We start from the raw sequence: 24698 nt of genomic DNA on the forward strand, positions 1-24698 counted from the left end.
TGCGGGTGGTCAAACCAAATTTTTATGTAATATCTGTTGGTGCCTGGGTTGGGGGGGTTGGCTATTTCGATGGCGCCTTCGCCGGCAAGCCTGGCTCCTACAGACCCTGAGGTCCTGATATTCTTTCGTAAACCCTGCCCCAGAGGCTCCATGGCCCTTCCCAGCCGCCATTCACTCTTGCCGTTTCTTGCCTGGCTACCCCGGCAAACCCGCGCCAGTGTCGGTCGCGATTTGATCGTCGGTCTCAGCGGCGCCATTCTCGCGTTGCCACAATCCATTGCCTACGCGCTGATCGCCGGACTTCCACCGGAGTACGGCCTGTATGCGGCAATCATCCCGGTGTTGATCGCTTGCCTGTGGGGCTCGTCGTGGCATTTGATCTGTGGCCCCACGGCAGCCATTTCCATCGTCCTGTACGCCAGTGTCAGCCCGTTGGCTGTTCCGGCATCACAGGACTACGTCACCTTGATCCTGCTGCTGACCTTCCTGGCCGGCATTTTCCAGTGGCTCCTGGGATTACTGCGCTTTGGGGCGTTGGTGAACTTCGTTTCGCATTCGGTCGTGCTCGGCTTTACCCTCGGTGCGGCGGTGGTGATTGCCATTGGCCAACTGCCGAACCTGTTGGGGCTGGATCTGCCAGGCAAATCCACCGCACTGGCGAGCCTCATGGATCTGCTGCAACACTTGCGCGCTGTGGATAAACCCTCGCTGGTGCTCGGCATGACCACGGTGGTGGTCGGCATCGTACTGAAGCAGTTGCTGCCTCGATGGCCAACCCTGTTGATAACTCTGATATTGGCTAGCGCTCTGGTTGCGCTATGGCCCTCGATGTTCGGCCATGTACAACTGGTCAGCGCCTTTATCGGACAATTACCGCCCTTGAGCCCGCTGCCCCTGGACCTCGACCTGGTCCTGCGCTTGCTGCCCAGCGCCGTGGCGGTAGGCATGCTGGGGTTGGTGACCAGCCTGTCGATTGCCCGCTCGATCTCCGCACGTTCGCAGCAATTGCTCGACGCCAACCAGGAGGTCCGCGCCCAGGGCCTGTCCAACATCGTGGGCGCATTCTTTTCCGGATCGCTGTCCGCCGGCTCCTTTACCCGCTCGGGCCTGAGCTATGAAGCGGGCGCCTGCTCGCCGCTGGCAGGCATTTTTTCCGCGCTGTGGGTCGCCCTGTTTGCGCTCTTCGGTGCCGGTTTGATCGCGCACATCCCGATTCCGGCAATGGCCGGCAGCATCCTGTTGATTGCCTGGGGACTGGTGGATCATCGTGGTATTCGTGCGTTGTTGCGGGTCAGCCGCGCAGAATTCGCGGTCATGGCCCTGACGTGCGCCGCGACCCTGCTGCTGGAGCTGCAGACCGCGATCTATGCCGGCGTGCTGGCGTCACTGTTCTTCTATCTCAAGCGCACCTCGCAACCGCGGGTACAACACGTGCGCGACGGCGACGAAGACATCCTGAGGGTCGGCGGTTCGATATTCTTCGGCGCCAGCCATTACCTGCAAGTGCGCTTGCAAAGAATGCACGGCGCACGTGTGGTGATCGAGGCGCAGCAGATCAACTTCATCGACTATTCAGGGGTGGAAATGCTGCATCAGGAAGCGCGACGGCTACTGCGCCAGGATCGCAGCCTGACCTTGCGCCGGGCACGGCCACAGGTGGTGGAAGAATTGAGAAAGCTCGAAGGCGCGGAGAAGTGCCCGATCCGCTTCGAAGACTGAACACCCCCCCTGTTGTAGGAGCGAGGCTTGCCCGCGAAGCTCTTGGCGTTTTTTAGGACGCCTTCGCGGGCAAGCCTCGCTCCTACAACAACAGGGGCGGGTTAGAGGGCTAGCTGGCGGCGTAGCTCGGCCAGCACCGGTGCCGTGTCCGGTCGCACGCCGCGCCACAGGAAGAACGCTTCTGCCGCCTGCTCGGCGAGCATCCCCAGGCCGTCCATCGAAACCGCCGCACCCTGCGCGCTGGCCCAGCGGCAGAACGAAGTCGGCTCCTTGCCATACATCATGTCGTAGCACACCGTTTTGCCCGGTTCGACAAGACTGGCGGCAATGGGCGGCACATCGCCTGTCAGGCTCGCGGAGGTGGCGTTGATGATCAGGTCCACCGGCTCCTGCAACCAGTCATAACCACTGGCCGATACCGGCCCCAGGTCGCAGAACAGTTCCGCCAGCAATTCGGCCTTGTCCACCGTTCGGTTGGCGATGATGACCGAGGCCGGTTGCTCGGCCAACAATGGCTCCAGGGCACCGCGCACGGCCCCGCCGGCACCGAGCAACAGGATGCGTTTGCCCTGGAGGCTGAAGCCGGCGTTGACCGTCAGGTCCCGAACCAGGCCAGCGCCGTCGGTGTTATCACCGAGCAAGGTGCCGTCAGCCAGTTTGCTCAGGGTGTTCACCGCACCGGCCCGTTGCGCCCGCGCCGTCAGGTTGTCCGCCAGGCGATAGGCTTCTTCCTTGAATGGGACCGTGACGTTCGCCCCGCGACCTTCGATGAAAAATGACCGGGCGCAGCCGGAAAAATCATCGAGGGGGGCAAGGCAAGTGCTGTAATCGAGTTTCTGCGCGGTCTGCTCGGCAAACAGGCGATGAATCAGTGGCGACTTGCTGTGGCCAATCGGGTTACCGAATACGACATAACGGTCCATCAACATTCCTCGTTCAGGCCTCGGCCAACCAGTCGCGATCTTGCAGGAAGTAGTCGGTCAGGCGCGCTTCCTCGCTGCCAGGCGCGGCCTTCCAGTCATAACCCCAGCGTACTTGCGGTGGCAGGGACATCAGGATCGACTCCGTACGTCCGCCCGATTGCAGGCCGAACAAGGTGCCTCGGTCGTACACCAGGTTGAATTCGACGTAGCGCCCGCGACGGTACTCCTGGAATTCACGCTGTTGCGCGCTGAACGCATCCTTTTTACGACGCTGCACAATTGGCAGATAAGCATCGATGTACGCATCACCAATGGCGCGCATGAACGCGAAACTGGTGTCGAAGTCCCACTCGTTCAGGTCGTCGAAAAACAGACCGCCGATGCCCCGAGGCTCATGGCGATGCTTGATATGGAAATAGCTGTCGCACCAGGCTTTGTACCGGGAATAAACGTCCGGGCCGAACGGTGCACAGGCCTGTTCGGCCACCCGATGCCAATGTACGCAGTCTTCGATGTTGCCGTAGTACGGCGTCAGGTCGAAACCGCCGCCGAACCACCAGACCGGCTCTTCGCCTTCTTTTTCGGCAATGAAGAAACGCACGTTGGCGTGGGACGTCGGAACGTGCGGGTTGTGCGGGTGGATCACCAGCGACACACCCAGGGCTTCGAAGCCACGCCCGGCCAGTTCCGGCCGATGGGCACTGGCCGACGGCGGCAGACCGCTACCGAAGACATGGGAAAAGTTGACGCCGCCCTTCTCGATGACCGTACCGTTTTCGATCACCCGCGTACGTCCGCCGCCACCGGCAGGCCGGGTCCAGGCATCTTCGACGAAGCGCGTGCCGCCGTCTTCGGCTTCCAGGGCAGCGCAAATGCGGTCTTGCAGGTCGAGCAGGTAGGCTTTTACGGCCTCGGTGCGGGTAGTCATGGCATCACCTTGGATCGGGCAAAGCTACGCGGCGCTCCAGCGGAGCCGGCGCAAATGGGCGCGTAGCATACCACCGCCGGTGCGCTCGTCGCAGTTGACGAAGATCAAGCTTAGGAGTCCGATAGTGCGCTTGGTAAACCAGTCTCAGGAGAGATCAAATGGCAAAGCGTATCCAGTTCCGCGCCCATGGCGGCCCCGAAGTGCTTGAGTATGTGGATTACCAACCTGCCGCACCGGGCCCGCAGCAGGTGCGCGTGAGCAACAAGGCCATCGGCCTGAATTTCATCGACACCTATTACCGCAGTGGTCTCTACCCACCGCCTGCCTTGCCTTCGGGCCTGGGGGCGGAAGGCGCGGGCGTGGTCGAGGCGGTCGGCATCGAAGTCACCCGGTTCAAGGTCGGTGATCGCGTGGCTTACGGCAGCGGCCCGCTGGGTGCCTACAGCGACGTTCACGTTTTGCCCGAGGCCAACCTGGTTCACCTGCCCGATGCCATCAGCTTCGAACAGGCCGCCGCCGTCATGCTCAAAGGCCTGACCGTGCAATATTTGCTGCGCCAGACCTATGAGCTCAAGGGCGGCGAAACCATCCTGTTCCATGCCGCGGCCGGTGGCGTGGGCTCCCTGGCCTGCCAGTGGGCCAAGGCCCTGGGCGTGAAGTTGATCGGCACGGTGAGCTCGGCAGAGAAAGCCGCGCTGGCCAAAGCCAATGGCGCCTGGGCGACGATCGACTACAGCCATGAAAACGTCGCACAGCGGGTGCTGGAATTGACGGACGGGAAAAAAGTCCCGGTGGTGTACGACGGTGTCGGCAAGGACACCTGGCTCACCTCTCTGGACAGCGTGGCACCGCGCGGCCTGGTGGTGAGTTTCGGCAACGCATCCGGCGCAGTGGACGGGGTCAACCTGGGGATTCTGGCGGCGAAAGGTTCACTGTACGTGACCCGACCCACCCTCGGCACCTACGCCAACAACGCGGAAAACCTGCAGCGCATGGCCGATGAGCTGTTCGGGATGATCATCAGCGGCAAGCTGAACGTGGACATCAGCCAGCGTTTTGCACTGGCTGATGCGGCGAAGGCGCAGACAGAATTGTCAGCACGGCGTACGACCGGGTCGGTGATTCTGTTGCCTTGAGGACGCCTTCGCGGGCAAGCCTCGCTCCTACGTTGAATCCTCCGCGAACACAAAAATTGTGTACGACGAAATTTCCTTGTAGGAGCGAGGCTTGCCCGCGAAGAACGATGACGCGGTATCAATCCGGACGCACGACCCGACCCGTCGCCAGATCCCGGATCACACTCGGGTTCTTGCGCCCGCCCAGCATCCCGCCGAGCACCATATCCACCTCTCCCCGGAAATACTGTTCGACGCGAAGCCGCGTGCGCGCCGCCGGCCTGCCTTGCGGGTTGGCGGAGGTCGATACCAGCGGCCCGACGAGGCTGCACAGCTCCCGCACCTGCGGATGGTCACTGACCCGCAACGCCACGGTGTCATGGACACCGGTAATCCACTGCGGCAATAGATTCTGATGCGGCACCAGCCAGGTATTCGGTCCCGGCCAGGTGCTGGCCATGCGATCCATCCACAGCTCAGGGAAATCTTCGAACAGGAAATCGAACTGGCGAATGTTGTCTGCAACCAGAATCAGGCCTTTATCCACGGACCGGCCCTTGATCAGCAGTAAACGCTCCACGGCCTCTTCATCCCACGGGTTACAGCCCAGCCCCCAGACGGCCTCGGTTGGGTAGGCAATCACCGCTCCTGTGCGAACGGCTCGTGCGGCTTGTTGCACACGCCAACTGTTGACCATGAAAAACTCTCCGGAATCAGGTTTTGCGCAGTTTACCGATCTTCGCGCTAAAACCTAGCTTGCCCGCGCAAACCAGCGCCCGTTTTCACACACCACGCAACCCTCCATTTCCAGCTCGGTCAGCGCCACCAATACCTTGGGCAAGTCCCAACCACTGGCATTGGCCAGTGCTTCGCTGGTGTGAGGCGCGGCGTGGAGCAGCGCCAACAAAGGATGGCATGCAGCAGGCGTTGGTGACGCTGTGGATAACGGCACGTGCTGCCAGCCACGCAGGGCTTCGAGGATATGTTCGACCGTCTCCACCAGTACCGCGCCGTCACGGATCAACTGATGGCAGCCCTTGGCACCGGGGTGATGGATCGATCCGGGAATCGCATACACCTCCCGACCCTGTTCCGCCGCCAGCCTAGCGGTAATCAGCGAACCGCTGGCGACACTGGCCTCGACCACCAGCACGCCCAGGGACAAGCCACTGATGATTCGATTGCGCCGCGGGAAGTTGCTGGCGGTGGGACCTGCGTCCAACGGGAACTCGGAAAGCACCGCGCTGCCCGACGCGATCATCGCATCGGCCAGCCTTCGATTGCGCTGTGGATAAAAATTTTCCAGCCCTGTGCCGAGCACCCCGATCGTTTGCCCGCCCACATCCAGAGCCGCCTGATGCGCGGCAGCGTCTATACCCAGGGCCAGACCACTGGTGATGACGAATCCCGCACCGGCCAGGCTGCGGGAAAACGCGGCGGCGGTATCCATGCCGGGTCTTGATGCGCGACGACTGCCCACCATGGCCAGCTGCGGTTTTTCCAGGATTCCAGGATTGCCCGCCACGAATATCAATGGCGGCGCATCGCTGATTTGCGCCAGCAGCGCGGGATACTCCGGCTGGTCCCACATCAATAAATGCTGGGCCGGGCGCTCTAACCAGGCCAATGCATGGCTGGCCCCATCGCGAACTTCAGCGCTGCGTCGAGCCTGCGAGCACGCCAATGGCAAGCCCAGCGCACGCCAGGCACTGGCTGGCGCGCTGATGGCCCGGGACGCTGACCCAAAGGCCTCCAGCAGTTTCTTGAATCGCGCCGGTCCCAGTTCCGGCAACCGGTGCAGGCGTAGACGCGCTTCCAGTTCCGCCGGGGAAACGCAGGTAATAGCAGATGGCGACATGGATCATCCTTGATCGTCAAAGGTACCCGCCAAGGCGGGAACAAGCTGTGGATAACTCTGTTGGTAACTTGTGAAGCTTGCTTACGGATTTCGCACCTTGTCCAAGACCGCCAACGAGCGCGATGCGTTGAGCACCAACCCGTAGCTGAGCTTGTCGTAGGTGCGGAAAACCATCAGCAGACCGGCGCTTTCATCCGGAATCTTCAGGGGTTGGCCGGTGATCCGGTCACGCACTGTTTCGCCCGTCTTCATGACCACCAGCACATTGCCTTCGGCCAGGCCATCGCGCCGGCCCTTGTTCAGCGTGACCACATCCAGCGCGCCGATCTGCGTCACGCCACGCGGCACGTCGATGATCAGGCCGTTGATTTCCCTGCCGGGTGCACTGGGCATGAAGGTCGAATTGATCGGGCGCTCCTCACCACTGAACAAACGATCGCCAAGACGTACTTCCTGGGTCGTGCGTTGCAGCGCCAACGTGGCAACGTCTCCTTGCGTGGCGACAATCTCGCCGCCGCCGATATCGTCCGCATTGATCCCCAGAAACTCTCCGGTCTGCGGATCGGTGTAGACCTTGCCCCGGCGGAAGATGCCGTACACCGGTTGTGCCGGGTCGAAATGGCCGCGGGCGAAGAGACGATCACCCATGCCACTGAGCACTCGCTCGGCATCACCGGCGACCACGTAAGGCGCCTTGTCGAAATCCTCTGTCCTGTCGATGATTCGGTTGCTCAGCAGAAAGCTGTTGATCGATTTGAGCGGGATGCTCGAAATCGCGTCCGCCACCGGACTGCGACGTACCTGCGGCGAGAGCTTGATGGTGCCCCGGGAGGCCCCGCGATCCAGGGTCAGGCGTGGCTGGCCGTTGACGTAGACCAGCGATAGCGAATCGCCGGGGTAGATGAGGCCGGGGTTTTCGACTTGCGGGTTAGCTTGCCACAGTTGCGGCCATTGCCAGGGCTCACGGAGGTATTTTCCCGCGATGTCCCAAAGTGTGTCCCCCGATACCACGGTGTAGTGCTGTGGAAAATCTTCCCTGAGCTGCACTTGCCCGTACGTCACACCAGCCGAAGCCAGAAGGAGCAGGGCGAGTAGTGATTTCCTCATGCGGTGAATCCCTTTATTATGTGCGTTCGCGTGAAACGCTTGAGACCCGGTATTTCGCTCCTGGCTCACTCCTGAAAAGGAGCTACGATTCACAACGGTAGCCCGCGTCTTCGGACCTGCCTGGCCACCGGCCCGACCTTACCTAACACGTGCAGTCATCAAGCTTATGGCCATTTTGAACATCCTCGAATTCCCTGACCCGCGCCTGCGCACTATCGCCAAACCGGTGGCCGTAGTGGACGACGAAGTGCGTCAGTTGGTCGATGACATGTTTGAAACAATGTATGAGGCTCCGGGCATCGGCCTCGCCGCGACCCAGGTCAACGTGCACAAACGTATCGTTGTGATGGACCTTTCCGAAGACCGCACCGAACCGCGAGTGTTCATCAACCCGGAACTTGAACCCCTGACCGACGACATGGGCCAGTATCAGGAAGGCTGCCTGTCGGTGCCGGGCTTCTACGAAAACGTCGATCGCCCGCAAAGGGTCAAGGTCAAGGCCCTGGACCGCGACGGCCAGCCTTTCGAACTGATCGCCGAGGAATTGCTCGCGGTGTGCATCCAGCACGAATGCGACCACCTCAATGGCAAGTTGTTCGTCGATTACCTGTCCACGCTCAAACGTGACCGCATCAAGAAAAAACTGGAAAAGCTTCATCGCCAGAACGCCTGATGCCCCTCTTCAAAGGCTTGCCGCGGCAAGCCTTTTTCTTTTCAGATGCTTTGCAATAGAGAGCCACCCATGACCGAGCCACTGCGCATTGTCTTTGCCGGCACCCCGGAATTCGCCGCCGAACACCTCAAGGCCCTGCTGAGCAGCCCTTATGAGATCGTCGCGGTCTACACTCAACCGGATCGCCCGGCAGGTCGTGGGCAGAAGCTGATGCCGAGCCCGGTCAAGCAGCTTGCTCTGGAGAACAGCATCCCGGTGCTGCAGCCGCCAACGCTGCGCAACGAACAGGCGCAAGCCGAACTGGCAGCACTGAAACCGGACTTGATGGTCGTGGTCGCTTACGGCTTGATCCTGCCGCAAGTGGTGCTGGATATTCCGCGCCTGGGTTGCATCAACAGCCATGCCTCGTTGCTGCCGCGCTGGCGCGGTGCGGCACCGATCCAGCGCGCCGTCGAAGCGGGCGACAGCGAAAGTGGCGTGACCGTGATGCGCATGGAAGCCGGGCTCGACACCGGGCCGATGTTGCTGAAAGTCACCACGCCAATCAGTGCCGAAGACACCGGCGGCAGCCTCCACGACCGACTGGCCGAAATGGGGCCGCCAGCAGTGGTGCAGGCGATTGCCGGCCTGGCCGCCGGCACGCTTGTGGGCGAAGTGCAGGACGACAGTCTCGCCACCTATGCGCACAAGTTGAACAAGGATGAAGCACGCATCGACTGGACCCGCCCGGCGGTTGAGCTGGAGCGTCTGGTACGTGCCTTCAACCCGTGGCCGATTACCCATAGCACGCTTGACGGCGAAGCGCTGAAAGTCCTGGCCGCGAACCTGGCGCAAGGCAAGGGCGCACCGGGGGAAATCCTCGGCGCCAGCAAGGACGGCTTGATCGTTGCCTGCGGCGAGCAGGCGCTTTGCCTGACCCGCCTGCAATTGCCCGGCGGCAAGGCCTTGAACTTCAGCGACCTGTTCAATAGCCGTCGCGAAAAATTCACCACCGGCACTGTGCTGGGCCAAGCGGCGGACGCTCAATGAACCCACGTCTGGCTGCCGCCAAGGCACTGGCTGCTGTTCTTGGCGGTAAAGCTTCGCTCAACAGCTCACTGCCGACACAACTGGACAAGGTCGAGGACCGCGATCGCGGTTTCACCCAGGATCTGGCGTTCGGCACCGCGCGCTGGCAACCACGCTTGTCCGCGCTGGCAGCCAAATTGTTGCAGAAGCCGTTCAAGGCCGCCGACGCCGATGTCGAAGCGTTGCTGCTGGTCGGTCTCTACCAATTGCTCTACACCCGCGTGCCGGCCCACGCCGCCATCGGCGAAACCGTCGGTTGCGCCGACAAACTGAAAAAGCCTTGGGCCAAGGGCCTGCTCAACGCCGTGCTGCGCAACGCTCAGCGCGAAAGCGAAACGATTTTCGCTGAGCTTGAGCGCGATCCCGTGGTACGCACCGCCCATCCGCGCTGGCTGCAAAAATCCTTGAAGGCCTTTTGGCCGCAACAGTGGGAAGCGATCTGCGAGGCGAACAACGCGCATCCTCCAATGATTCTGCGGGTCAACCGCCGCCATCACACTCGCGATGCTTACCTCGGCCTGCTGACTGAGGCCGGCATTGCCGCCACACCGTGCGTTTACAGCCGTGACGGCATCATCCTCGACACCGCCACCGATGTGCGCAGTCTGCCGGGGTTCACCGAAGGCTGGATCAGCGTTCAGGACGAAGCTGCGCAATTGGCGGCCGATCTGCTCGATCTTGCGCCAGGTCAGCGCGTGCTCGATGCCTGCTGTGCTCCGGGTGGCAAGACTTGCCATATCCTCGAAGCGGAGCCGGCGCTGGCCGGCGTGGTCGCCGTGGATCTGGAGGCCAAACGTCTGGTGCGGGTACGGGAAAACCTCGAGCGCCTGGGCCTGAGCGCCGAACTGATTGCCGCCGATGGCCGCGACACCCAGGCCTGGTGGGACGGCAAGCCGTTCCAGCGCATCCTGCTGGACGCACCGTGCTCGGCCACAGGCGTCATTCGTCGTCACCCGGACATCAAGCTTACCCGCCAAGCCGATGACATTGCTGCACTGGCGGTGCTGCAAGGCGAGTTGCTGGACGCCATGTGGAAGACCCTGGAGGTCGGCGGCATCCTGCTGTACGCCACCTGCTCCACACTCCCGACCGAGAACACCGAAGTCATTGAAGCGTTTCTTGCCCGCACACCAGGCGCCCGCGAGCTGGACCTGGCGACCGCCGCCGGCATCAAGCAACCCCATGGCCGCCAGCTGCTGGCCCAGCAGGGCGGCCATGACGGGTTCTACTACGCCAAGCTGATCAAGATCGCCGCCGCGCGCGGTTAAACCGATTCAATGGAGTGACTGGATGAAGATCATCATCCTGGGTGCGGGGCAGGTCGGCGGTTCACTGGCGGAACACCTGGCCAGCGAGGCCAATGACATCACCGTGGTCGACACCGACGGCGAGCGCCTGCGAGACCTCGGTGACCGCCTGGACATCCGTACGGTCCAGGGACGTGGCTCGCTACCGACCATATTGCGTCAGGCCGGCGCTGACGATGCCGACATGCTGGTGGCGGTGACCAACAGCGATGAAACCAACATGGTCGCCTGCCAGGTCGCCCACACCCTGTTTCACACACCCACCAAGATTGCCCGGGTCCGCGAAGCCGCGTACCTGACTCGCACTGAACTGTTCGATAACGAAGCGATCCCGGTTGACGTTCTGATCAGCCCGGAACAAGTGGTCACCAACTACATCAAGCGCTTGATCCAGCACCCGGGCGCCCTGCAGGTCATCGATTTCGCTGACGGCATGGCGCAACTGGTCGCGGTACGGGCTTATTACGGCGGGCCGTTGGTGGGCCAGCAATTGCGCCAGCTGCGCGAGCACATGCCGAATGTCGAAACCCGCGTCGCAGCGATTTTTCGTCGTGACCGGCCGATCCTGCCCCAGGGCGACACGGTGATCGAAGCGGATGACGAAGTGTTTTTCATTGCCGCCAAAGCGAACATCCGCGCGGTCATGAGCGAAATGCGTCGACTGGACGAGACCTACAAACGCATCGTCATCGCCGGCGGCGGGCAAATTGGCGAGCGTCTGGCCGAGGCCATCGAAAGCCGTTACCAGGTCAAGATCATCGAGATGAACCCGGCGCGTTGCCGCCATCTCTCGGACACCCTGGACAGTACCGTGGTGCTGCAGGGCAGTGCCTCCGACCGCGACTTGCTGATGGAAGAGAACATCGCCGATGCCGATATCTTTCTGGCCCTGACCAACGATGACGAGGCCAACATCATGTCATCGCTGCTGGCCAAGCGCCTGGGCGCAAAGAAGGTGATGACCATCATCAACAACCCGGCCTACGTCGACCTGATCCAGGGTGGCGACATCGATATCGCCATCAGCCCGCAACTGGCGACCATCGGCACCTTGCTGGCCCACGTGCGGCGCGGCGATATCGTCAGCGTTCATTCACTGCGCCGGGGCGCGGCGGAAGCCATCGAGGCGATTGCCCACGGCGATGCGAAGTCGAGCAAGGTCATCGGCAAGGCCATCGAGAACATCGGCCTGCCGCCGGGCACCACCATCGGCGCGATCATCCGCGACGAAGAAGTGATCATCGCCCATGACGACACGGTCATCATGGCCGGTGACCGTGTGATTCTTTTCCTTGTGGATAAAAAGCATATTCGCGATGTGGAAAAGCTGTTCCATGTGGGGTTGAGCTTTTTCTGAGTTTTTGTGGTGACTGCACAGACCCCATCGCTGGCAAGCCAGCTCCCACAGGGTTCTCGGGTGTAAGCAGCACTTGTGAACAACCGAAAGACTTGTGGGAGCTGGCTTGCCAGCGATAGCGGATTCAAAGTCACAATAAACTTCCCTGACGCTCCATAAAAAAGGAACCCACCAATGATCGAATCCCTGGAAAAAATGCTCGCCAAGGGTGTGGATAACTCTTTGCTGCGCTTCGGTCTGGGCAAGGGCTATCTGGATCAGGGGGAAAACGCCAAGGCTGTCGAGCATTTTCAGCGCTGCGTCGAGATCGACCCGAAGTATTCGGCTGCCTGGAAGCTACTGGGCAAGGCGCATCTGGCGCTGGCGGATCATGCGGCTGCGCGCCAGGCCTGGGAACGGGGACTGGAAGCGGCACGAAATCACGGAGACAAACAGGCGGAGAAGGAAATGACCGTGTTCTTGAAGAAACTCGAACGTCAGGCGCACTGATCAGAGGTATCGCAAGCCAATACCTTCGGCATCCACCTGCACCACTTCCATGCGCACGCGGGGCGCACCTGTGGGCAAGTCCTGCACCTGCCCGTACACCACCGCGCCCCTGGGCACCTTCGACAGCGCCGGATGCTTGACGTAGACACCCGTGGTCGACAAATTGCGGGTCTGGCCCAGGCACTCGCCCACGCTCTCGTGGCTGATCTTGATACGAAATGATTTGCGGTGTTCGGACATCTGCTGCGCCCTTGTATGAACGATTGTGGATAACTCCGACAGGAATGTTATCCACAGATCATGCCAATCGACTCAATACCAGCGTTCTTCACCCGGAGGGCGCTTCTTGAAACGCTTCATGCTCCACATGTACTGGCTCGGATACGCCCGCACATAGCGCTCGACCACCTGGCTCATGGCCGCGCAAGACGTCTCGGTATCGGTGCTGTACATGGCCTCGGGAGCCGCTTCCAGAATGACTTTGTACCCCGAACCATCCGGCAAGCGCAGCGCATGCAGGAACACACCGACGGCCTTGCCGCCGGCCAGCATGTTCGGGACAAATTTGCTGGTCAGCGCCTGGGTGGCGAAGAAGGGCACGAAGATTCCGGCGGATTCGGCCGGTTCCGGGTCAGCGGGAATGCCCACTGCACCACCTTTGCGCACTTCCTTGATGACGCTGAGGATGCCTTCCTTGGTTGACGCAGCGACCTTGTTGCCCAGTTGCACGCGCTGTTTCTGCAGCAACTCATCCACCGCCTTCAATTTTGGCGGACGATAGAAAATGATCGGTTTGCACTGACTGCAATAGAAGTGGTTGAGCACTTCCCAGTTACCCAGGTGGCTGGTGATGCCCACCACGCCTTTGCCGGAGGCGAGGGCGTCTTTCAATACGTCCAGGCCTTCGACTTCGCGCACCAGGTCGATGGAACGCTGGGCGGGCCAGATCCAGGCGCAGGCGCTTTCGGTCAGGGACTTGCCGATGTCTTTCAGGCTCTGGCCGACCAAACGTTCGCGTTCGTCGGGGTCCATGTCCGGAAAGCATTTGGACAGGTTGATCCGTACCACATCGCGAGAGCGGTTGGGGGTTTTCCACATCACCCAGCCAATCGCCGAGCCGACGGCCTGCACTGCCCACCACGGCAGCAGGGCAAACAGCCGCAGAGCGCCTACCAGCAAGGCGCCTTTAAACTTATCCACAGGTCACTCCTGATCTTGTGCTGTGCGCGAGGCGGCCATTCTAACCGCCGTTGGCCAGCATCGCGTAGCGGTCACAGTCCTGCGTGTGATCCATGACCATGCCCGACGCCTGCATCAGTGCATAACAAATGGTCGGGCCGACGAAGGTGAAGCCGGCTTTTTTCAAACCTTTGCTCATCTCCACAGCCTGGGGCGTGACGGCGGGGACTTCGGTGCGATCCTTGAAATGATTGATTTTCGGCTCGCCGCCGACAAAGGACCAGAGAAAGGCCACCGGATCTTCCAGTGCCAGCCAGGCCTGGGCATTGCGTCGGGCGGCATTGAGCTTGAGGCGATTGCGAATGATCCCCGGATCGAGCATCAATTCATCGATTTCGGCATCGCTCATCTGCGCCACGCGTTGCACGTCAAAGCCGAACATCACCTGGCGATAATGCTCGCGTTTGCGCAACACCGTGATCCAGGAAAGCCCGGCCTGGAACCCTTCGAGCAAAAGCAACTCGAACAAACCCTGCGCATCGCGTAGCGGCGTGCCCCACTCCTGATCGTGATAGGCCATGTACAGCGGATCTTCGGAACACCAAAAGCAGCGTGGCATAAGGCTCCAGGGGGACGTGCGCAGCCATGAATCGGGTATACTCCCGCTCTTTAAATCGCAGCCCAAGAAACAGGTGAATTTCGTGAGCCAGCCTACGCCAGCCGTGCGTACCTTCCAAGACTTGATCCTCGCCCTCCAGCAATACTGGGCCGAGCAAGGTTGTGTGGTACTTCAGCCCTACGATATGGAAGTAGGCGCCGGCACTTTCCACACCGCTACATTCCTGCGCGCCATTGGCCCGGAAACCTGGAACGCCGCCTATGTACAGCCAAGCCGTCGCCCGACTGACGGCCGTTACGGCGAAAACCCGAACCGTCTGCAGCACTACTATCAGTTCCAGGTCGTCCTGAAGCCGAACCCGGACAACTTCCAGGAACTGTACCTGGGCTCGCTCAAGCACGTGGGCCTGGACCCGTTGGTGCATGACATTCGCTTTGTCGAAGACAACTGGGAATCGCCGACCCTGGGCGCCTGGGGTCTGGGCTGGGAAGTCTGGCTCAACGGCATGGAAGTGACGCAATTCACTTACTTCCAGCAAGCGGGCGGTATCGAATGCTACCCGGTGACCGGCGAGATCACTTACGGCCTGGAACGCCTGGCCATGTACCTGCAAGGCGTGGACTCGGTCTACGACCTGGTCTGGGCCGACGGTCCTTTCGGCAAGGTGACCTACGGCGACGTGTTCCACCAGAACGAAGTGGAGCAGTCGACCTACAACTTCGAACACGCCAACGTCGAGAAGCTGTTCGAACTGTTCGATTTCTACGAAAGCGAAGCCAAGCGCCTGATCGAACTCGACCAGCCGCTGCCGTTGCCGAGCTATGAAATGGTGTTGAAGGCCTCCCATACCTTCAACCTGCTGGATGCGCGCCGGGCGATTTCCGTGACCGCGCGCCAGCAATACATTCTGCGTGTTCGCACCCTGGCGCGTTCCGTTGCGCAAGCCTACCTGCTGGCTCGCGCCAAGCTGGGCTTCCCGATGGCGACCCCGGATCTGCGTGACGAAGTACTGGCCAAGCTGGAGGCTGCACAATGAGTGCTCTGGATTTTCTGGTTGAACTGGGCACTGAAGAACTGCCACCCAAGGCCCTGAACTCCCTGGCCGAGGCGTTTCTTGCCGGTATCGACAAGGGCCTGCAAGCTGCCGGCCTCAATTACGAAACCAAAACCGTATATGCCGCGCCGCGTCGCCTGGCCGTATTGATCACCTCGCTGGCCACCCAGCAGCCGGATCGCAGCATCAACCTCGACGGCCCGCCACGCCAGGCCGCGTTCGATGCCGACGGCAATCCGACTCAAGCGGCACTGGGCTTTGCCAAGAAGTGCGGCGTCGACCTGAGCGAAATCGATCAGAGCGGCCCGAAACTGCGCTACAGCCAGAACATCGCCGGCAAAGCGACTGCAAGCCTGCTGCCGACCATCGTCGAAGACTCCCTGAACGACCTGCCGATCCCCAAGCGCATGCGCTGGGGCGCGCACAAGGAAGAGTTCGTTCGTCCTACCCAATGGCTGGTGATGCTGCTGGGTGACCAGGTCATCGACTGCACCATCCTGGCGCAGAAGGCGGGTCGCGATTCCCGCGGTCACCGCTTCCATCATCCGCAGAACGTGCGTATCGGTTCGCCATCCAGCTATCTGGCTGACCTGCGCGCCGCCTACGTGCTGGCCGATGCCAATGAGCGTCGCGAGATCATCACCAAGCGTACCGAAGAGCTGGCGACCCGCCAGGAAGGCACCGCCATCGTGCCGCCGGACCTGCTCGACGAAGTGACCGCGCTGGTCGAATGGCCGGTGCCGCTGGTGTGCTCGTTCGAGGAACGCTTCCTCGATGTTCCGCAAGAAGCCCTGATCACCACCATGCAGGACAACCAGAAGTATTTCTGCCTGCTGGATGTCGACGGCAAGTTGCTGCCCCGTTTCATTACCGTGGCCAACATCGAGAGCAAGGACCCGCAGCAGATCATCGCCGGTAACGAGAAAGTGGTTCGCCCACGCCTGACCGACGCCGAGTTCTTCTTCAAGCAAGACAAGAAGCAGAAACTCGAAGACTTCAACCAGCGCCTGCAAAACGTGGTGTTCCAGGAAAAACTCGGCAGCGTCTATGACAAGGCCGAGCGCGTTTCCAAACTGGCCGCCTACATCGCTGCACGTATTGGTGGCAACGCTTCCTGGGCTGCACGCGCAGGCCTGCTGTCCAAGTGTGACCTGGCGACTGAAATGGTCGGCGAGTTCCCGGAGATGCAGGGTGTTGCCGGCTACTACTACGCCCTCAACGATGGCGAGCCGGAAGATGTCGCGCTGGCCCTGAACGAGCAGTACATGCCGCGCGGTGCCGGTGCAGAATTGCCATCGACCCTGACCGGTGCAGCCGTGGCCATCGCCGACAAGCTCGACACCCTGGTCGGCATTTTCGGTATCGGCATGTTGCCTACCGGCAGCAAGGACCCGTACGCCCTGCGTCGTGCAGCACTGGGCGTGTTGCGCATCCTGATCGAGAAACAACTGGATCTGGACCTGAACGATGCCGTGGCCTTTGCCGTGAATGGCTTTGGTGCCAAGGTCAAGGCCGCCGGCCTGAGCGACGCGGTTCTGGAGTTCATCTTCGACCGTCTGCGCGCCCGCTACGAAGACGAAGGTGTCGATGTCGCGACCTACCTGTCGGTACGTGCCCTGAAGCCGGGTTCGGCGCTGGATTTCGACCAGCGTGTCCAAGCCGTGCAAGCGTTCCGCAAACTGCCGGAAGCCGCCGCACTGGCCGCCGTGAACAAGCGTGTGTCGAACCTGCTGAGCAAGCTCGAAGGCTCGGTGCCTACCGTTGTGGAAGCCAAGTACTTCGACAACGCCAACGAGTTCTCCCTGTACTCGGCGATCAAGCAGGCTGACGAAGCCGTGCAGCCGATGGCCGCTGCGCGCCAGTACAGCGAATCGCTGGCACGCCTGGCCGCCCTGCGCGAGCCGGTGGACGCGTTCTTCGAAGCGGTGATGGTCAACGCGGAAGATGCCAAGGTCCGCGCCAACCGTTATGCCTTACTGGCGCGTCTGCGTGGTCTGTTCCTCGGCGTTGCCGACATTTCGCTGCTGGGCTGAGGAGTTGCTGTTGAAACTGCTGATTCTCGATCGGGACGGAGTGATCAATTACGACTCCGATGCGTACATCAAGTCGGTGGAGGAGTGGATCCCGCTCCCCGGTTCGATCGAAGCCATCGCGCAGTTGAGCAAGGCCGGCTGGACGGTAGCAGTCGCTACCAACCAGTCGGGCATTGCCCGCGGCTATTACGACATCGCCACCCTGGACGCCATGCACGAGCGCTTGCGCTCGCTGGTGGCGCAGCAGGGTGGAGAAGTCGGGCTGATCGTCTATTGCCCGCACGGGCCGGACGACGGCTGCGATTGCCGCAAGCCAAAACCCGGGATGCTGAAAAGCATCGCCGCACATTACAACGTATCGCTGACTAATCTTTGGTTCGTCGGCGATAGTCTCGGTGACCTGGAAGCCGCCAAAGCCGTCGATTCTCAGCCTGTTTTAGTCAAGACCGGGAAAGGCGAAAAGACTTTGGGCAAGACCCTACCGGCAGGCACTTTGATTTTCGACGATCTGGCGGCGATTGCCGCAGAACTTATCCACAATTAGAGCGCTTTCGACATCCTGACCAAGGAATGTTCGGGGGTGCGCTTGAACAGTCGGGCAATGCCCGTAACGGTAAACGTCGCCATGTCGATACTGCAGGCCATCAGAATCTTCCTCTTTTACCTGCTGCTGGGCACCAGCTCCTTGCTGTGGTGCAGCCTGAGCTTTTTTATCGCGCCCTTTCTGCCATTCAAGGCGCGCTATCGTTTTATCAACGTTTATTGGTGCCGCTGCGCCTTGTGGCTGACCAGGGTCTTCCTTGGCATTCGCTATGAAATAAAAGGTGCCGAGAATGTCCCGGACCGCCCCTGCGTGATTCAGTCGAACCACCAGAGCACCTGGGAGACATTCTTTCTCTCGGCGTACTTCCAGCCATTGAGCCAGGTGCTCAAACGTGAATTGCTATATGTACCGTTCTTTGGCTGGGCCATGGCCATGCTGCGCCCGATTGCCATCGACCGTGACAATCCCAAGGCGGCCCTCAAGCACGTAGCCCAGAAGGGCGACGAATTGCTCAAGGATAACGTCTGGGTACTGATCTTCCCCGAAGGCACACGCGTTCCTTACGGCACCATCGGCAAATTCTCCCGGGGCGGAACCGCTTTGGCGGTCAATGCCGAGCTGCCGGTACTGCCGATTGCTCACAACGCCGGCAAGTTCTGGCCGAAAAACGGTTGGGCGAAGAAGTCTGGGGTGATTACCGTGATCATCGGCACACCGATGTATGCCGAAGGCAGCGGACCACGCGCCATTGCCGATTTGAACGACCGTGTTCAGGCCTGGAACGAGCAGATGCAACGGGAAATGGGCTCTCTGCCACCTGCGCCTAAAGCGCCGGTTTCGGACGGTCAGGCGGTTGTCTGAGACACTGTGGATAACCTGTGTACCGTTTCCTTTAAACCTCATGCCCAATGATTCTAACCTTATGATTTATATGTATATTTCATAAACTGATAAAACTCGGAAAAACGTGCATAAGTTTTTTTCGGGCGCAAAAAAACCGGCTGATATAGCCGGTTTTTTTATGCCCGCGCCGGGCTGTTTCACGCATGCAACAAGAAAGGCCTTCGTGGGCGGCGCAGGTCTTTATCAATGACTAGAATCATAGCGGACAGCCAGTGGCGGGCTGCCAGGGTTCATTCTCCCAAACCGGGCGCTATGGGTTGATAACGGAACGCCCTCAGAGCCAAGGAATAGCGCATATGCGAGTCGCGATACTGGACGATGAGCCGGCTGACTTGCGCCGGGTGGAACAGACGCTCCATCAGATGGCTGCACCAGGAGAGGATGCCTGGGCCCTGCACAGCTTTGAGCGGGGAGAGGACTTGCTGCGCCAACTGCGCTGGGAAACCTTCGACTTGATCATTCTGGAGTGGCAACTGCCAGACCTCAGCGGGCTTGAGCTCTTGCACTGGACCCGCGAACACCTGGACGCACCACCAGCCGCGATCATGCTCACCGGCCACGATGACGAGAGTGACATCGTCCAGGCGCTCAATGCTGGAGCCGACGATTACATCAGCAAACCGTTCCGCCCCAATGAACTAAAGGCTCGGGTCGCTGCCGTGCTGCGCCGGCACCGCCCGCGACACTCCGCCACCGGTGAAGTCCTGCATTTCAACGACCTGGTATTCGACGATGGCGAACTCAGTGTTACCCGCGAGGGCAAACCCGTTGTCATGACCGAGCGCGAGTATCGCCTGGCACGGTGCCTGTTCAGCAACCTCGGCCGGCCGTTGTCCCGGGATTACCTGTATGAACGGTTTTGGACGCATGAGGAAGTGGCATCGTCGCGCCCGCTGGACACCCATATCTATCGCCTGCGCAACAAGCTTGGACTGACTGCCAATCGCGGTTGGCAGTTGCTGACGATCTATGGCTACGGGTATCGCCTGGAGAGCGTGACATCGGCCAGTGAGTAGCCGTCATTCGTCCCCCATTGAAGGAGGGTAGCGCGGACCAGCGGATCACAATCCGGCAGGCCGGAAGGTCGCTGCTAATCTGATCAGAACGCATCCAGCTTCGTCCCGAATGAATTAACACGGGAGGAAATACCATGCCACTCGCCCGCAGACGTTGCTCCCTCGTTGCCTTGAGTTCCTTCCTTTTAGCCGTAGCCTGGGCACAGGCTGCTACGGATGTTCAGCATCCACCGGCCATCCTTCCGCTGGAGTCTGAAACAGCTCCAAAACTCATCGCCTATCCCCCGCTCGCCGAGCCACTTGCCCGCGGTGTTGTCATCATCCAATACCAGACAGAGAATGCCCGAATCATGCCGGTATTTGGCAAAGCGGCCGCAGGAGTCTCTCCACGCCTCGCTCATCTGCACGTGACTGTCGACGACTGGCAAGGAACCTGGGCGCACACCAGTGAAGATCCAATCATCGTGGTTGGCTTGAAACCCGGCCCGCACAAGATCCTGCTGGAAGTGGCCGATCCAACCCACAAGATCCTCACCAGTACGACGGTCAATTTTACGGTCCCGCAATCGCACACTGACGGGAACATGTAGCGGCGTGGCAGTTAACGACCAGTGGTCATTGGTTTTTGAGTGGAGGGGTTGAAGTATTGGTGTATATGCATCATTGTTTGTCCCATGAAAACTCAATCGCTCCCGAAAACAGAAACCGTCAGCAGCATCGTTACCGAAGTAGCGGAACAATGCCTGATGACACGAACACGCCGAATCTCGCGCGTGATTACCAACCTGTTCGACCAGGAACTGCGTCCATTCGGATTGAGTTCCTCGCAGTTCTCCCTGCTGGTGCTCATTGCCCGCATGGACGGCGCGAGTCGCGCCGAGATAGGCCGTGAAAACCACCAGGAACGTTCGACGTCGACGCGTAACTTGCAGTTGGTACTCGACCAGGGATGGGCCGAAGAAATCATGCCCGACAAGGGGCGCAGCCGCCCCATCATGATTTCCGAGGCAGGCCGCGAGCTGCTCGCTCAAGCCATGCCTGCTTGGCGCGCCGCTCAAGTGATGGCCAGGCAACTACTGGGTGATGAAGGAGCATCCGCCATTGTGCAGCTTTCAGCTGCGCTTCCTGCGGAAGGGCTAGCTGGGTAGCCTTTCTTTTAACCACTATGTTGCATATACATCATTTTAATGAGGGTTGACCACTATGACCATCGTGAAGGCCGCCGCCGTACAAATCAGTCCCGTGCTGTACAGCCGGGAAGCGACTGTCGAGAAAGTTGCACGCAAGATCCGCGAACTTGGGCAGAAAGGTGTCCAATTCGCTACGTTCCCCGAAACCGTAGTGCCGTATTACCCCTATTTCTCAGCGGTACAGACAGGCGTCGAGATTCTGGCCGGCAATGAGCACCTCAAACTGCTCGAGCAATCGGTAACCGTACCGTCCCCGGCGACCGATGCCATCGGCCAGGCCGCTCGCGACGCTGGCATGGTGGTCTCCATAGGTGTCAACGAACGTGATGGCGGAACCATCTACAACACCCAACTGTTGTTCGACGCTGATGGCACCCTCGTACAGCGCCGCCGCAAGATTACCCCGACGCACTTCGAGCGCATGATCTGGGGGCAGGGCGATGGCTCGGGCCTGCGGGCAGTCGATACGAAGGTCGGCCGCATCGGTCAACTGGCTTGTTTCGAACACAACAATCCCTTGGCGCGCTACGCCATGATGGCCGACGGCGAGCAGATCCATTCCGCCATGTATCCCGGCTCGGCTTTCGGTGAAGGCTTTGCACAACGCATGGAGATCAATATTCGCCAGCATGCGTTGGAATCCGGCGTATTCGTTGTGAATGCCACGGCATGGCTCGATGCTGATCAACAGGCGCAAATCATGAAGGATACGGGCTGCTCGATCGGGCCGATCTCCGGGGGTTGCTTCACCACCATTGTGGCGCCAGACGGCATGTTGATCGGCGAGCCGCTCCGTGAGGGGGAGGGCGAAGTCATCGCCGATCTCGATTTCAGTCTTATCAGCCGTCGCAAGCTGCTGATGGACTCGGCCGGACACTACAACCGTCCGGAGTTGCTGAGCCTGCTGATAGACCGCACACCCACTGCGAACTTCCATGAACGCAGTGCACATCCCGCCCTCAATGCCGATTCCGGCTTCGAAATCCTCTGATGGCGCACCGCGCCCCTGGTGAGTTCTCTATGAAAACTTCAATTGAATATCCGATTTTGGTCACAGGTGCGGCGGGAGATGTCGGCGCCATCGGTCGCAGTGTCGTCACTCTGTTATTGGCCAAGGGACACAAGGTACGTGCGATGGTTCGTCGCGAAGATGAGCGCGCGGAACATCTGCGCAAACTCGGCGCGAAGGTGGTCGTCGCTGATCTGACCGATCTCCAATCGTTACACCGCGCCGTTGAGGGCACCAAACGCATCTACTTTGGCATGTCCATTTCACCGGCCTATCTTGAAGCGACGGTAAACCTGGCCGCCGTTGCACGTCATCACGGCGTGGAGGCCATCGTGAACATGTCGCAGATGACCGTGTCGCAAATGAACATCCACGACTCAACCAGCAGTCCACAGCACAAGTTGCATTGGCTGGCAGAACAAGTGCTCGCCTGGTCCGGCCTGCCGGTGGTCAATGTGCGCCCGACAGTGTTTCTCGACGGATTCTTCCTGCGATTGGCCGCCACCGGAGTCAGAGAGAACGACGAGCTCGCCCTGCCGCTCGGTAACGCCCGAACCTCCCCAATTGCGGCTTATGACGTGGCACGCGTCGTCGCTACCCTCCTGGATAATCCGGCACCACACATCGGTCAGGTTTACAACCTCACCGGCCCTGAGTCTGCTGATTTGACGGAACACGCTCGCGCCTTTTCCGAATCGCTTGGTCGCACCATCCGCTATCGCGATGTGCCAGTGTTGGCCTGGACCGAAAAACTCAGAGGGTTCGGTATACCCGCCCACTTGGTCAACCATCTCGCCGTGATGGCCGACCTTCATGCTCAGGGTCGCTATGACCGCCTGACGGATGATGTCTTTACGCTGACAGGCCAGAAGCCCATGACCACCGCCGAATTCGTGAAAGCCCACGCTGCTGAGTTCACACCAGGCTGATGCCGGATGTGATGGTTGCGACATGAACGAATACCCGGCGTTACAACAGTAATGGTGAATTGGAGTGATGGTCGTGAGCGATGAATCTGATGTGGCTCGTAAACATTACGAGGGTGGTGCAAAACAACAGGATCTGGTGACCAGGGTCGAGCAATTGCTTGAAGCCTTGGGTGAAGGGCCGATCACCAGTGAACAACTTGCTGGATTTGATCAATTCCACAGCGGTGGCCTGGAGACGACGGCTGACTTTATCGACCTGTTAGGTCTGACACCCGAAATGAAGGTTCTGGACGCCGGCTCAGGTCTCGGAGGGCCCTCGCGTTACACCGCAGAAAAATATGGCTGCCACGTTACAGGGGTGGACTTGACGGAGTCCTTTGTCGCCGTGGCAAAGCTGCTGGCCGCGCGTACCGGCATGGACAACCTGCTGGATTATCAGGTCGGCAACCTCTTGAATCTGGACCTTGCGGATGAGCAGTTTGACGTCGTTTATACCCAGCACGTCGTGATGAACATTGCCAACCGCGCTCAGGTTTACCGGGAAATTCGTCGCGTCCTCAAGCCTGGTGGGAAATTCGGATTCTTCGATGTACTCGCAGCAGAAGACAGTCCTGCCCTGAGTTTTCCAGTTCCGTGGGCTGAAACCAGCGAGGACAGTGTTTTGCTTACCGATATGCAAACGCGTGAGTCACTGGCTGATGCAGGGTTAACGGTAGAAACCTGGCAGGACGTCACCCAGGAACTCATCGAGTGGTTCAATCGCTTCCAGAAGCCCTCTGCACAATCTGCTAACCAAGGCCCTACCTTGAAGCTGGTGATGGGGGACCGTTTTGGAAAAATGGCCGAGAACTTTGCGCGCAATCTTCGCGAGAACAGGATCCGTCTGGTAATGGCCGTCAGTGTTCGGGATGAATCGCCCCGGATTTAGTCTTCACCTCCACGCAATAAAAAAGGCCAATTCAGAGAATTGGCCTTTTTCGTTTGCCTGTCAGGGCGTCTGATCAATCAATTGTGTAATTGATCAGAAATCCAGGTTGGAAACTGCCAAAGCGTTGCTTTCGATAAAGTCACGGCGAGGTTCGACCGCATCACCCATCAGGGTGTTGAAGATCTGGTCGGCGCCAATGGCGTCTTCGATGGTCACCTTCAGCATCCGGCGAACGCTTGGGTCCATGGTGGTTTCCCACAGCTGATCCGGGTTCATTTCGCCCAGACCTTTGTATCGCTGGATGGTGTGACGCTTAGTGCTTTCAGCCATCAGCCAATCAAGGGCTTCCTTGAACTCGGTGACCGCTTTCTTGCGCTCGCCACGCTGGATGTAGGCACCTTCGTCGAGCAGGGTGCTCAGCTGTGCGCCCAGGGAGACGACTGTCTTGTAGTCGTTGCTGCCGAAGAAGTCGCGGTTGAAGGTGACGTAGTTGGACAGCCCGTGGGAGATCTGCTCGACTTCCGGCAGCCACACACCACGCTCGCGGTCTTCGCGCAGGCTGGCCTTGTAAACCAGGCCGGACTTCTCGACGGTGCGCAGACGCACTTCATACTGGGCCAGCCAATCTTGCATGGCGGCATGATTGCCCAGCATTTCCAGGCGCGCCGCCTTGACCAGCGCATCCGGCACACTCACGTAGTAGTTGCGGAAGAACAGCGTGGTGAACGCCAGGCCATAGACCACATGCAC

The 24698-nt window shown here is 60.0% G+C and carries 25 protein-coding genes and 1 pseudogene; 17 read left to right on the top strand and 9 right to left on the bottom strand.

Features of this window, described 5'->3' with window-relative positions; translation table 11 throughout:
* Positions 1-150: 150 nt before the first annotated feature.
* Positions 151-1719 carry a SulP family inorganic anion transporter gene (locus ACQKP2_RS24905; protein ID WP_427580328.1) on the top strand — a complete coding sequence of 523 codons (1569 nt, stop codon included), beginning with the start codon at positions 151-153 and terminating at the stop codon, positions 1717-1719.
* A gap of 101 nt (positions 1720-1820) precedes the next feature.
* Here the strand turns inward: ACQKP2_RS24905 and aroE are convergent, their stop codons facing one another.
* Complete coding sequence (gene aroE / locus ACQKP2_RS24910) at positions 1821-2642, bottom strand: shikimate dehydrogenase (RefSeq protein WP_427580329.1); 822 nt, start codon at positions 2640-2642, stop codon at positions 1821-1823.
* Positions 2643-2655: 13 nt separating this feature from the next.
* Complete coding sequence (gene hemF / locus ACQKP2_RS24915) at positions 2656-3570, bottom strand: oxygen-dependent coproporphyrinogen oxidase (RefSeq protein ID WP_427580331.1); 915 nt, start codon at positions 3568-3570, stop codon at positions 2656-2658.
* Between the two features lie 158 nt (positions 3571-3728).
* On the opposite strand from hemF, the gene ACQKP2_RS24920 reads away from it, so the two are divergent.
* Positions 3729-4706, top strand: coding sequence for an NADPH:quinone reductase (locus ACQKP2_RS24920; protein ID WP_427580332.1), 978 nt, complete (start codon positions 3729-3731; stop codon positions 4704-4706).
* A gap of 118 nt (positions 4707-4824) precedes the next feature.
* On the opposite strand, the gene ACQKP2_RS24925 is transcribed toward ACQKP2_RS24920, so the two are convergent.
* From ACQKP2_RS24925 to ACQKP2_RS24935, 3 genes are all read right to left on the bottom strand, one after another.
* A complete protein-coding gene (locus ACQKP2_RS24925) occupies positions 4825-5382 on the bottom strand; it encodes an L-threonylcarbamoyladenylate synthase (protein ID WP_427580334.1) in 558 nt (185 codons plus the stop codon).
* A gap of 54 nt (positions 5383-5436) precedes the next feature.
* Positions 5437-6543 carry a DNA-processing protein DprA gene (gene dprA / locus ACQKP2_RS24930; RefSeq protein WP_427580335.1) on the bottom strand — a complete coding sequence of 369 codons (1107 nt, stop codon included), beginning with the start codon at positions 6541-6543 and terminating at the stop codon, positions 5437-5439.
* A gap of 81 nt (positions 6544-6624) precedes the next feature.
* Positions 6625-7650, bottom strand: a complete 1026-nt coding sequence (locus ACQKP2_RS24935) for a LysM peptidoglycan-binding domain-containing protein (protein WP_427580336.1) — start codon at positions 7648-7650, stop codon at positions 6625-6627.
* Positions 7651-7816: 166 nt separating this feature from the next.
* Here ACQKP2_RS24935 and def point away from each other — a divergent pair, with 166 nt between their 5' ends.
* The 5 genes from def (at position 7817) to ACQKP2_RS24960 (ending at position 12544) form a co-directional block, all read left to right on the top strand.
* On the top strand, positions 7817-8323 hold the full coding sequence (gene def / locus ACQKP2_RS24940; RefSeq protein WP_427580338.1) for a peptide deformylase: 507 nt from the start codon (positions 7817-7819) through the stop codon (positions 8321-8323).
* Between the two features lie 69 nt (positions 8324-8392).
* Positions 8393-9352, top strand: a complete 960-nt coding sequence (gene fmt / locus ACQKP2_RS24945) for a methionyl-tRNA formyltransferase (RefSeq protein WP_427580339.1) — start codon at positions 8393-8395, stop codon at positions 9350-9352.
* The gene (gene rsmB / locus ACQKP2_RS24950) at positions 9349-10659 is read left to right on the top strand and encodes a 16S rRNA (cytosine(967)-C(5))-methyltransferase RsmB (RefSeq protein ID WP_427580340.1); all 1311 of its coding nucleotides are present in this window, start codon (positions 9349-9351) and stop codon (positions 10657-10659) included. The genes fmt and rsmB overlap by 4 nt, the downstream gene beginning before the upstream one ends.
* 22 nt (positions 10660-10681) lie before the next feature.
* On the top strand, positions 10682-12055 hold the full coding sequence (gene trkA, locus ACQKP2_RS24955) for a Trk system potassium transporter TrkA (protein ID WP_427580341.1): 1374 nt from the start codon (positions 10682-10684) through the stop codon (positions 12053-12055).
* A 174-nt stretch (positions 12056-12229) separates the two neighbouring features.
* The gene (locus ACQKP2_RS24960; RefSeq protein ID WP_427580343.1) at positions 12230-12544 is read left to right on the top strand and encodes a tetratricopeptide repeat protein; all 315 of its coding nucleotides are present in this window, start codon (positions 12230-12232) and stop codon (positions 12542-12544) included.
* Here the strand turns inward: ACQKP2_RS24960 and ACQKP2_RS24965 are convergent, their stop codons facing one another.
* The 3 genes from ACQKP2_RS24965 to tag form a co-directional block, all read right to left on the bottom strand.
* A complete protein-coding gene (locus ACQKP2_RS24965) occupies positions 12545-12784 on the bottom strand; it encodes a PilZ domain-containing protein (RefSeq protein ID WP_427580344.1) in 240 nt (79 codons plus the stop codon). It lies immediately after the preceding gene.
* Positions 12785-12856: 72 nt separating this feature from the next.
* Positions 12857-13744, bottom strand: a complete 888-nt coding sequence (locus ACQKP2_RS24970) for a lysophospholipid acyltransferase (RefSeq protein ID WP_427580345.1) — start codon at positions 13742-13744, stop codon at positions 12857-12859.
* A 40-nt stretch (positions 13745-13784) separates the two neighbouring features.
* Positions 13785-14342 carry a DNA-3-methyladenine glycosylase I gene (gene tag / locus ACQKP2_RS24975; protein WP_427580346.1) on the bottom strand — a complete coding sequence of 186 codons (558 nt, stop codon included), beginning with the start codon at positions 14340-14342 and terminating at the stop codon, positions 13785-13787.
* Positions 14343-14424: 82 nt separating this feature from the next.
* Between tag and glyQ the strand changes: the two genes are divergently transcribed.
* The 10 genes from glyQ (at position 14425) to ACQKP2_RS25025 (ending at position 23948) form a co-directional block, all read left to right on the top strand.
* Positions 14425-15378, top strand: coding sequence for a glycine--tRNA ligase subunit alpha (gene glyQ, locus ACQKP2_RS24980; protein ID WP_003213601.1), 954 nt, complete (start codon positions 14425-14427; stop codon positions 15376-15378).
* Positions 15375-17429, top strand: coding sequence for a glycine--tRNA ligase subunit beta (gene glyS / locus ACQKP2_RS24985; protein WP_427580347.1), 2055 nt, complete (start codon positions 15375-15377; stop codon positions 17427-17429). Before glyQ ends, glyS begins: the two co-directional genes overlap by 4 nt.
* Before the next feature lie 4 nt (positions 17430-17433).
* Positions 17434-17973, top strand: a complete 540-nt coding sequence (gmhB, locus tag ACQKP2_RS24990; protein WP_427580348.1) for a D-glycero-beta-D-manno-heptose 1,7-bisphosphate 7-phosphatase — start codon at positions 17434-17436, stop codon at positions 17971-17973.
* An 81-nt stretch (positions 17974-18054) separates the two neighbouring features.
* Positions 18055-18834, top strand: coding sequence for a lysophospholipid acyltransferase family protein (locus tag ACQKP2_RS24995; RefSeq protein WP_427580350.1), 780 nt, complete (start codon positions 18055-18057; stop codon positions 18832-18834).
* A gap of 338 nt (positions 18835-19172) precedes the next feature.
* Positions 19173-19892 carry a response regulator transcription factor gene (locus ACQKP2_RS25000; RefSeq protein WP_427580351.1) on the top strand — a complete coding sequence of 240 codons (720 nt, stop codon included), beginning with the start codon at positions 19173-19175 and terminating at the stop codon, positions 19890-19892.
* Positions 19893-20026: 134 nt separating this feature from the next.
* Positions 20027-20482, top strand: a complete 456-nt coding sequence (locus ACQKP2_RS25005) for a DUF6130 family protein (RefSeq protein WP_427580352.1) — start codon at positions 20027-20029, stop codon at positions 20480-20482.
* Between the two features lie 84 nt (positions 20483-20566).
* Positions 20567-21040: a MarR family winged helix-turn-helix transcriptional regulator gene (locus tag ACQKP2_RS25010; RefSeq protein WP_427580353.1), complete on the top strand. Its 474-nt coding sequence runs from the start codon at positions 20567-20569 to the stop codon at positions 21038-21040.
* A 55-nt stretch (positions 21041-21095) separates the two neighbouring features.
* Positions 21096-22073 carry a carbon-nitrogen hydrolase family protein gene (locus ACQKP2_RS25015; RefSeq protein WP_427580355.1) on the top strand — a complete coding sequence of 326 codons (978 nt, stop codon included), beginning with the start codon at positions 21096-21098 and terminating at the stop codon, positions 22071-22073.
* Between the two features lie 29 nt (positions 22074-22102).
* Complete coding sequence (locus ACQKP2_RS25020) at positions 22103-23020, top strand: NAD(P)H-binding protein (protein ID WP_427580356.1); 918 nt, start codon at positions 22103-22105, stop codon at positions 23018-23020.
* Between the two features lie 73 nt (positions 23021-23093).
* Positions 23094-23948: a class I SAM-dependent methyltransferase gene (locus tag ACQKP2_RS25025; protein ID WP_427580357.1), complete on the top strand. Its 855-nt coding sequence runs from the start codon at positions 23094-23096 to the stop codon at positions 23946-23948.
* Between the two features lie 93 nt (positions 23949-24041).
* Here the strand turns inward: ACQKP2_RS25025 and ACQKP2_RS25030 are convergent.
* A pseudogene (locus tag ACQKP2_RS25030) lies at positions 24042-24698 on the bottom strand (hypothetical protein); the annotation flags it as partial.

Source organism: Pseudomonas sp. NPDC089569, from assembly GCF_050280625.1.
GTDB lineage: Bacteria > Pseudomonadota > Gammaproteobacteria > Pseudomonadales > Pseudomonadaceae > Aquipseudomonas.

Coding starts and splice junctions, on each gene's coding strand:
- ACQKP2_RS24925 (WP_427580334.1), bottom strand. CDS start 5,382: ATGGTCAACAGTTGGCGTGTGCAACAAGCCGCACGAGCCGTTCGCACA.
- trkA (WP_427580341.1), top strand. CDS start 10,682: ATGAAGATCATCATCCTGGGTGCGGGGCAGGTCGGCGGTTCACTGGCG.
- ACQKP2_RS25020 (WP_427580356.1), top strand. CDS start 22,103: ATGAAAACTTCAATTGAATATCCGATTTTGGTCACAGGTGCGGCGGGA.
- aroE (WP_427580329.1), bottom strand. CDS start 2,642: ATGGACCGTTATGTCGTATTCGGTAACCCGATTGGCCACAGCAAGTCG.
- ACQKP2_RS25015 (WP_427580355.1), top strand. CDS start 21,096: ATGACCATCGTGAAGGCCGCCGCCGTACAAATCAGTCCCGTGCTGTAC.
- rsmB (WP_427580340.1), top strand. CDS start 9,349: ATGAACCCACGTCTGGCTGCCGCCAAGGCACTGGCTGCTGTTCTTGGC.
- ACQKP2_RS24920 (WP_427580332.1), top strand. CDS start 3,729: ATGGCAAAGCGTATCCAGTTCCGCGCCCATGGCGGCCCCGAAGTGCTT.
- ACQKP2_RS25005 (WP_427580352.1), top strand. CDS start 20,027: ATGCCACTCGCCCGCAGACGTTGCTCCCTCGTTGCCTTGAGTTCCTTC.
- ACQKP2_RS24905 (WP_427580328.1), top strand. CDS start 151: ATGGCCCTTCCCAGCCGCCATTCACTCTTGCCGTTTCTTGCCTGGCTA.
- ACQKP2_RS24960 (WP_427580343.1), top strand. CDS start 12,230: ATGATCGAATCCCTGGAAAAAATGCTCGCCAAGGGTGTGGATAACTCT.
- tag (WP_427580346.1), bottom strand. CDS start 14,342: ATGCCACGCTGCTTTTGGTGTTCCGAAGATCCGCTGTACATGGCCTAT.
- ACQKP2_RS24965 (WP_427580344.1), bottom strand. CDS start 12,784: ATGTCCGAACACCGCAAATCATTTCGTATCAAGATCAGCCACGAGAGC.
- def (WP_427580338.1), top strand. CDS start 7,817: ATGGCCATTTTGAACATCCTCGAATTCCCTGACCCGCGCCTGCGCACT.
- ACQKP2_RS24995 (WP_427580350.1), top strand. CDS start 18,055: ATGTCGATACTGCAGGCCATCAGAATCTTCCTCTTTTACCTGCTGCTG.
- ACQKP2_RS24935 (WP_427580336.1), bottom strand. CDS start 7,650: ATGAGGAAATCACTACTCGCCCTGCTCCTTCTGGCTTCGGCTGGTGTG.
- ACQKP2_RS25010 (WP_427580353.1), top strand. CDS start 20,567: ATGAAAACTCAATCGCTCCCGAAAACAGAAACCGTCAGCAGCATCGTT.
- glyS (WP_427580347.1), top strand. CDS start 15,375: ATGAGTGCTCTGGATTTTCTGGTTGAACTGGGCACTGAAGAACTGCCA.
- hemF (WP_427580331.1), bottom strand. CDS start 3,570: ATGACTACCCGCACCGAGGCCGTAAAAGCCTACCTGCTCGACCTGCAA.
- fmt (WP_427580339.1), top strand. CDS start 8,393: ATGACCGAGCCACTGCGCATTGTCTTTGCCGGCACCCCGGAATTCGCC.
- dprA (WP_427580335.1), bottom strand. CDS start 6,543: ATGTCGCCATCTGCTATTACCTGCGTTTCCCCGGCGGAACTGGAAGCG.
- ACQKP2_RS25000 (WP_427580351.1), top strand. CDS start 19,173: ATGCGAGTCGCGATACTGGACGATGAGCCGGCTGACTTGCGCCGGGTG.